Origin of the sequence: Protofrankia sp. CiT1, from assembly GCF_917627335.1 — a bacterium.
Lineage (GTDB): Bacteria > Actinomycetota > Actinomycetes > Frankiales > Frankiaceae > Protofrankia.
On sequence record NZ_CAKJTP010000082.1, the window covers coordinates 1 to 7326 of the forward strand.

7 protein-coding genes and 1 pseudogene are annotated in these 7326 nt (G+C 69.5%); 3 read left to right on the forward strand and 5 right to left on the reverse strand.

From position 1 onward, the window contains the following. A pseudogene (locus tag MJ785_RS22305) lies at positions 1-743 on the forward strand (HAD-IC family P-type ATPase); the annotation flags it as partial. A 283-nt stretch (positions 744-1026) separates the two neighbouring features. On the opposite strand, the gene MJ785_RS14010 reads toward MJ785_RS22305, so the two are convergent. The 3 genes from MJ785_RS14010 to MJ785_RS14020 form a co-directional block, all read right to left on the reverse strand. Further along, positions 1027-1950 (reverse strand): SDR family oxidoreductase, encoded by a 924-nt coding sequence (locus MJ785_RS14010; protein WP_239310810.1) that lies wholly within the window; start codon positions 1948-1950, stop codon positions 1027-1029. A 269-nt stretch (positions 1951-2219) separates the two neighbouring features. Beyond that, on the reverse strand, positions 2220-2663 hold the full coding sequence (locus MJ785_RS14015) for a MaoC/PaaZ C-terminal domain-containing protein (protein WP_239310809.1): 444 nt from the start codon (positions 2661-2663) through the stop codon (positions 2220-2222). Then, positions 2660-3094, reverse strand: a complete 435-nt coding sequence (locus MJ785_RS14020) for a MaoC family dehydratase N-terminal domain-containing protein (RefSeq protein WP_239310808.1) — start codon at positions 3092-3094, stop codon at positions 2660-2662. Before MJ785_RS14020 ends, MJ785_RS14015 begins: the two co-directional genes overlap by 4 nt. A 401-nt stretch (positions 3095-3495) precedes the next feature. Between MJ785_RS14020 and MJ785_RS14025 the strand changes: the two genes are divergently transcribed. Continuing rightward, the gene (locus tag MJ785_RS14025; RefSeq protein ID WP_239381261.1) at positions 3496-4551 is read left to right on the forward strand and encodes a hypothetical protein; all 1056 of its coding nucleotides are present in this window, start codon (positions 3496-3498) and stop codon (positions 4549-4551) included. An 85-nt stretch (positions 4552-4636) separates the two neighbouring features. Continuing rightward, on the forward strand, positions 4637-5218 hold the full coding sequence (locus MJ785_RS14030) for a TerD family protein (RefSeq protein ID WP_239310806.1): 582 nt from the start codon (positions 4637-4639) through the stop codon (positions 5216-5218). A gap of 126 nt (positions 5219-5344) precedes the next feature. Here the strand turns inward: MJ785_RS14030 and MJ785_RS14035 are convergent, their stop codons facing one another. After that, entirely contained in the window at positions 5345-5638 is a 294-nt protein-coding gene (locus MJ785_RS14035) for a type II toxin-antitoxin system RelE/ParE family toxin (protein WP_239310805.1), read from the reverse strand. Beyond that, a complete protein-coding gene (locus MJ785_RS14040; RefSeq protein ID WP_239381263.1) occupies positions 5635-7233 on the reverse strand; it encodes a hypothetical protein in 1599 nt (532 codons plus the stop codon). Before MJ785_RS14040 ends, MJ785_RS14035 begins: the two co-directional genes overlap by 4 nt. Positions 7234-7326 lie beyond the last annotated feature (93 nt).

Here is a 7326-nt window from a genome sequence, read left to right on the forward strand (position 1 = left end):
TCCGTCTGTCATCCGGCACCCCCGAACAACTTCCGGCGGCGACCACTAAGCACCGAGCTTCTTGGTGTACGAGGGGACCACCGTGGCCGCCGGCGGTGGCCGGCGCGACCGGGACACTGCTCGCGTCCGGGCTCATCCGTGGGCTGCCCATCCGTGACACGCTGGGCGCTGGCGTGGCGCTGGCCGTTGCCGCGGTGCCCGAGGGCCTGCCGTTTCTCGCCACGGCCGCCCAGCTCTCCGCGGCCCGACGGCTGTCCGCCCGCGGGGCACTGGTGCGAAACCCGCGGACCATCGAGCCTCTCGGCCGGGTGGACGTGCTGTGTTTCGACAAGACCGGCACGCTCACACGAGGCAGGATCGCGCTGGGCGCACAAGTACGGCGGAGAGCATCGCCACCGAACTCGGGGTGCTTGACAGCGGCCGGGTGATGACCGGTATGGAGATCGATGCGCTGGATGGCGATGTGCTGGACGCGGTGCTGCCCGAGGTGTCGGTGGTGGCCCGCGGGACACCGGCGCACAAGGTGCGGGTCATCCGGTCGTGTCAGCGGCTCGGCAAGATGGTCGCGATGACCGGTGACGGGGCCAACGACGCGCCCGCGATCCGGCCTCGCTGACGTCGGGATCGCTCTTGGGAAACGCGGCATTCCGGCAGCGCGGGCCGCCGGGGACGTGGTCGTCGCCGACGACAGGTTCGAGACGACTCTGGATGCGCTGGTCGAGGGCCGGGCAATGTGGGCCTCGGCCAGTTCTTCGGCTGTTCCCCGCTCGGCCCACTCGGCCCGACGACCGCCGTCGGTGCCTGTGTCGGCGGGACGCTGCTGTCGAAGGTGCTGGAACCGGTCGCGGCGCGCCGTCCCGGACGACGGCGCGCTTGCGCTCCCCTTTCTAGATCATGGTCTGCATCGACCACCAGCCATCAGGCACCCCTGTTGCCGACCGGCAACAGGGGCGTGGCGTCGCGGGGCTGGGGCACGCATCCGCATCCGCATCCGCATCGCGACGGCGCGCCCCAGCCCCGCTCTTTTCAGCCCTGGACGGGCCGGTTGCCCGTCATGTCGGCCCCGGGCGCCGCCTTCGCGACCAGGTCCGGGATGACCTCGGACAGCTCTCCTGGCGACCAGCGCCCCTGACGGTCGACGCTCGGGCCGTTGACCCAGCTTTCGACGACGGTGATGTTGCCACCGAACACCGCGAACACCCGGCCGGTGACGTCCTTCGAAGCGGTGCTCCCCAACCAGACCACGGTCGGGGAGATGTTCTCCGGCGCCAGCGGATCGGCGTCGCCGGAGGCATCCTTGATGGCCTGCACGGAGGCCAGGTCCTCGGTCAGCCGGGTCAGCGCGGTCGGCGAGATCGCGTTGACGGTCACCCCGTAGCGGCCCAGCTCCTGCGCGGTGATCACAGTGAAGGCCGCGATACCCGCTTTGGCCGCGCCGTAATTGGACTGTCCAACATTGCCGAACAGGCCGGACGGTGACGTGGTGTTGATGATTCGCGCGTCGTTGGGCTGGCCGGCCTTGGCCCGGTCACGCCAATAGGCGGCGGCGTGGCGGGTCGGTCCGAAGGTGCCCTTCAGGTGCACCTTGATAACCGCGTCCCACTCGGCCTCGCTCATGTTCGCGAGCATCCGGTCACGCAGGATGCCGGCGTTGTTCACGACGACGTCCAGCCCGCCGAAGGTGTCTATGGCCTGCTGAATGAGGTTCTTGCTGCCGTCCCAGCTGGAGATGTCGTCGGTGTTGGCGACGGCCTCCCCACCGGCGGCCCTGATCTCGTCGACGACGGTCTGGGCGGGGCCGGCCGAGGCCCCCGAGCCGTCCCGGCTGCCGCCGAGGTCGTTGACGACGACCTTGGCGCCCTCCTGGGCGAACAGCTTCGCGTGCTCGCGGCCGATACCGTTGCCGGCCCCGGTGACGACGACGATGCGCCCCTCGCAGATCCCGGTCATGCCCGCACTTCCACTGTCATGATCTATCTCCAATGTCGGATGGTGCTGTACCGCTGTTCCACATGATGCTGTGGACGTGTTTGACGTGCTGGTTTGTTATTGATCATCGATTGGCCTGGTGGCGGGGATACCGCCCAAGGCTGGTTGGATCCCGGTGCATCCTCACGCGCCATGGGGTCCGCGGGCCACTGAAACCGTTGAATCGGCTGGACGATTGAAGCGCTGGGACGCCTTCCCGCCAGCTCGACCAGCCTGCCGGTGGGAGATGCCTACGTGACGATGAAGGTCGCCGAGCCCCTGAGATGGACACCGCCGGTCTGGCGGGTCGCGGTGAGCTCGACGTCGACCAGACGCCGGCCGTTCTCCTCGCGCCGGCCAGCTACGCGGCCGGTGTATGTCAGGACGTCGTCCGGCCATGCCTGTTCCCCGAACCGCACCTGGAACCGGCGGATGTTCGCCGCGCCCAGCCAGTCGGTGGCATAGGTCGCGAGGATGCCGGCCGGCAGCATCCCGACCGCGAAAACGGTCGGGAAGCCCGCGGCCCGCGCGAACTGTTCGTCGTGATGGATCGGGTTCATGTCCCCGGACGCGCCCTGGTAGCGGACAAAGTCCGTACGGGTGAGCGGCGCGTCGGTGAAGGGTGCCGCGGTCACCCCGAGCTGGAGCTCGTCCCAGGTCGTGGGATTGGTCCTGATGGTCGTAGCGTTCGTCATGATGCCGTGGGCCCTTCCGCCGGTGCCTGGCTGGTGACGATGACAGTGGTCTTCGACTCGGCCACGAGCCGGCCCTCGGGCGTGCGGAACTCGGTGACGAGTTCGACGAGCCGCATGCTTCCCCCGCGCTTGCCCCGCTTGTCGTAGCTGTTGGCGATGCGGGTCTGGCCGACGAGGCGGGTACCGGCCCGCGGCGGCTCACCGTGGAAGACAAACTCCTGTTCACCGTGCAGGATGCGGGCCGGATCGCCGATCTCCTCCATGGGTGGGGCGTTCTCGGGTCCCGTCCAGAAGGCGGCCGTGGCCAGAAAGGTCGCCGGCGACACCGGCACGTCGGCCGTCAGATAGCCAGGGTTGGACGACTTGGTGGCGCGGGCGAACTCGCGGATTTTGCCGAGCTCGACCTCCATCGTGAACGGGGCTCCGGCCATGGCCGCTCCTTTCGACAGGCGATTACGCGTTCACGGCACGCGCATGCGACTACGCGTTTACGACGTTGTCATTTCCACGGCCCAGATGCATCATGATCGAATTTTGCCGCGGCTGGCGGGCCGCCTGACCGCCGTCAGCGGCGTCGCCGGTCGGCCGCTCGCTGGTGGACAGTGGGTAAGCACGCTGGGTAAGCAGCGAGGATGTTGGGTGCGCGTGGCGCGTGCGCCTCGGTGAGGCTGGCGGGCGCCGAAGGCTCGTTGTGATTTCGCTGCGTACCTGATTGCGTCGGTGCGAGGGTGGTCCGTTGATCTGCGCCCGGTGAGGACTGGGACCGTTTCTTTGGCGCGCGGACGGGCGGATCCCCTGTGCAGGCAACCTTCGTCGACCTACGCTCAGTTCGATGACGCGGTTCGCGGATCGTGACGGTGGCACGGGGGGACGGCATCGATCACCCTGGGGGAGATCGGGCCGGATCCTTCCTGTCCGTTGGGGGCGCATCGTCGCCGCGGCCACGGCGTTGCTGATCGTCGTGGGGATGGGTGCGTGGCTGCGCTTCCGGCCGGTCGGGGCGCAGGCGGTCTCACCGCATGAGCCCGCGGCCGTCGCGGTGACCGGGGCCCCCGGCGCCGTCGCCGGGGGCGTGACCACGCCGCCCACCCCCGTCGACACGGGCCGTGGCAGCGGGAACGAGGCCGCCGTCGGCGGCGCTCCCAGCCCCACCGGACGAGCGACAATGCCGCTGCCGATGGTCGCCGCCGACGGCAGCGCCCGGATCATCTCTCCCACGGCAACCGCGGCCTCGGTCGCGGGCCTGGTGTTCGCGCCCGGCACGGTCGGCTTCGGCTCGGTGAACTCCTCGGCCACGGTGGAACTGCGCAACATCGGTACTACCGCCGTCGACTACCGGTTCGCGGCAGCCCCGGCCTGGCTCACCATCGCCCCTTCGGCCGGCGCGGTCGTCGCGGGTGGCCGCGCGACAATTGTTTTTTCCCTCGACCGTGCCGCCGCGCCGGTTGGCACGGTGGATATCCCGGTCGCGGTCGCAGCCCGCGGCGGTGGGGCAGCGGCCGACAGCCGCGGGGCGATTCGGGTGACCGCGGCCGTGTCCGGTCCGCCCGCCATCGACTCGGTCGCCGCGGTCCCCTCGATCGTCTACCCGCTGGGATGCGCGTCCGCGTCCAGCCCGGCCCGGTCGACGGTGTCGGTGCGGGCGACCGACTCGACCGGTGTTTTCGGTGTACGGCTGGTCGCCCGGCTGCCGGATGGCCGGACGACGGCCACCTCCCTCGATCTTGACAGCGCGACCGGGCAGCAGTCCGCTTGGTCCGGGCCGGTCGGGCCATCGACCACCGCTGGTCCGTTGTCCTTCACCGTCACGGTCACCAACCTCAACGGTTTGCATGCCGACTCCACAGGTTCCCTGGACGTGCGGGAGTGTCCCGCCCCGGCCGGGTGAGGGGCGTCGCGGGGCCGACGTCCCCGGCTGCCGGATCATGGCCCTTGCGCCACTGCGGAGGTGACAGAGGCGTTAAGCTCCGCGTATGGCATCGGTGTCGCTGTCCAAGGGCGGCAATGTGTCGCTCAGCAAGGTCGCTCCGAACCTCACGGCGGTGACCGTTGGCCTGGGCTGGCAGGTACGCCAGACCTCCGGCGCAGACTACGATCTTGACGCGAGCGCGATTGTCGTCAACAACCTGGGCAAGGTTCTGTCCGACCAGTACTTCGTCTTTTTCAACAACCTGATGAGCCCCGACGGGGCCGTGAAGCACCTGGGTGACAACCTTGTCGGTGGCGGCGGTGGCGATGACGAGCAGATCACCGTCGAGCTGTTCGCGCTCACCCCGCAGGCGTCCAAAGTCGTCTTCGCGGTGTCGATCTACGATGCGGAGTCGCGCCGGCAGACCTTCGGCCAGGTTCGGGACGCCTTCATCCGGGTGGTCGACTCGACGGCCGGCACGGAGATCGCCCGTTACGATCTCACCGAGGACGCCTCCACCGAGACGGCGATGATTTTCGGGGAGCTCTACCGCTACGCCAACGAGTGGAAGTTCCGCGCGGTTGGCCAGGGCTATGCCTCCGGCCTGCGGGGGATCGCCCTCGACTTCGGGGTCAACGTCTCCTGAGCGCCCGTGCGGGCCACCGCGGCTGCCAGCAGGGGCGTAGGAGAGCGGCGAGCTCCGACAGCACCGGTGGCCCGAGCCGAACGTGGGCGAGCCGTTCCCGTCGCGGGAGTGCCGCCGGCTGCCGGGCTAGGAGGCACGTCGGCCCTGATCGTTAGATCGGCTTTGATCGCCGCGTTTGGCAACGACCATGACACGTACGGTAAGGGTATTGGCATCTACCTGGTAGAGGATCCGCCAGGCTGGACCAGCCGCCTCCCACATGGTGGAGCGCGACTCCGACAGGGGCGTCCCGGCCTTGCGGGGATCGTTGCGCAGCGGCCCATGGAAGAATCGGCGGATCTCGCCCGCTGTTCTGTCCGGCAGCCGTTCCAGGTCGCGCTCGGCCGACGCGGAGACGGTCACTTCGTGTCGTGTGCTCATGCTGTCCCGCCGTCCGCGGGCGCGCCCAGCGGGAGGATCGGCGTCGGGCATATCCGGTTGTTCACACCGTGATCGTAGAAGTCTTTGTTGCCGGCTGTCGCAGGTTCCGGTGGCCAGCCCGCGCCTTTCCCCGGCAGCGGCGGCGGCTCGGCCGCGGCGCGGGCCGCGGTGACCTGATGCCAGCCGAACGCGGCGGCCGGGGGGAACAGCAGCAGCGTGGGCAGCATGTAGCGGTAGTCGAAACACACGGTTGCCGACGGGATGACCAGCAGGGCCATGCCCGCGGTGATGAGCAGCGCGCAGTCGGCTCGGATCCGCCCGGTTTCGCCGTGCTCCCCGTTGCGCGATGCCCGGGACCGACGCGGGACCCCGGCGGCGGCACCGAGCACGGCCAGTACGGCCAGCGCGCCCAGCGCGGGCCCGGGGGTGTAGACGTGGCGCTGGTAGGCCCGCAGGAACGCGGCCGGCGCCGGAGCCACGCCACGGGCGGCCCAGCCACCGTCGAAGGTTACGAGCGGCGCGCTGGTGTTCCAGTAGGCGGGCACCGGGCCAGCGGGGAAGTGCCAGGTACCGACAGGCCAGTCACGCGGGCCGGTCCGCCGCCCGGGCGCGAAGTAGTGGGCCACGTCGCCGAGCACCATCCGGGCGTAGTCCTCCGGCTGGTGCTCGATGACCTGGTGGGCGAAGTCAGCCAGGGCGGCCTTTTTCGCGGTCTCGGGAAGGCCGAGGGTGAAGCGGGGGCTGTGGTGGTTCCACACGTAGTAGTTCGGGCCGGGCCGCTCGCCCGGCGGGTGGGGAGAGCACAACTGGTTCGTCGACGGGGTGAGATCGAGGCGTGCGCAGTCGGCGATGGGCGCGACCCGGCCGTAGAGCCAGTAGGTGTCACCACCGGTCAGTGCGTAGGAACCGTGTGTCGTATGAAACCAGAACATGTACCCGAGCAGCGGTACGGCCAGCGTCCCGGCGAACGCAACTGATCGTGACCATCCGACCCGTCGGGCGACGAGGTAGAGCAGCGCCAGGAGCCCGAGGGCGATACCGACTGTGCGGACGAGCGCGGCGAGCGCGAGTGTGCCGCCGGCGAGCCCGCAGGCCCACGGCGACGGTTGCGGGTCCCACAACAGGGCGACGACCCCGGCGACCATCAGGACGTCGAACAATGTTTCCGCCATGACGAAGTGCTCGATGTTCACCTGGTAGGCGTCGAGGAGCACCGGCGCCGCCGCGAGTGCCGCGACGCCAGGCGCGATACCGCGGTGCGTGAGAAGCGCGTAGAGGACAAGCCCGAGCGTCACACCGAGGGCGTGTTGAACGGCGGGTACCACCCACAGTTCGCCGGTCCCGGCCAACGCGCGCAGCATGGCCGGGTAACCCGCGGGCCGGACCGAATCCGGCGTGAGGTGCCGGGCGAGCTGGAGATAGGCGTAGGAGTCGCCGGCAAATTCAAACGCGGGCCGGTAAGCGGCCATCGCGAGCACCCGTAATGCGCTGGCCAGGCTGGCCAGAAGGATTATCAGGCAGTGCCGTCGCAGGTCAGCCGGGCGTATGCCGAACATCGGCAGCAGGGCGCGCCAGCCGGCGGGGATGGTTTTCATGCATGTATCGCGAAATACACCCGAAAGGACTTCGCCTCGAACGGACGAGGCGGCGGCAGCCGCTGCCGCTGCCTCGCTGCCGCCGTGCTGCCC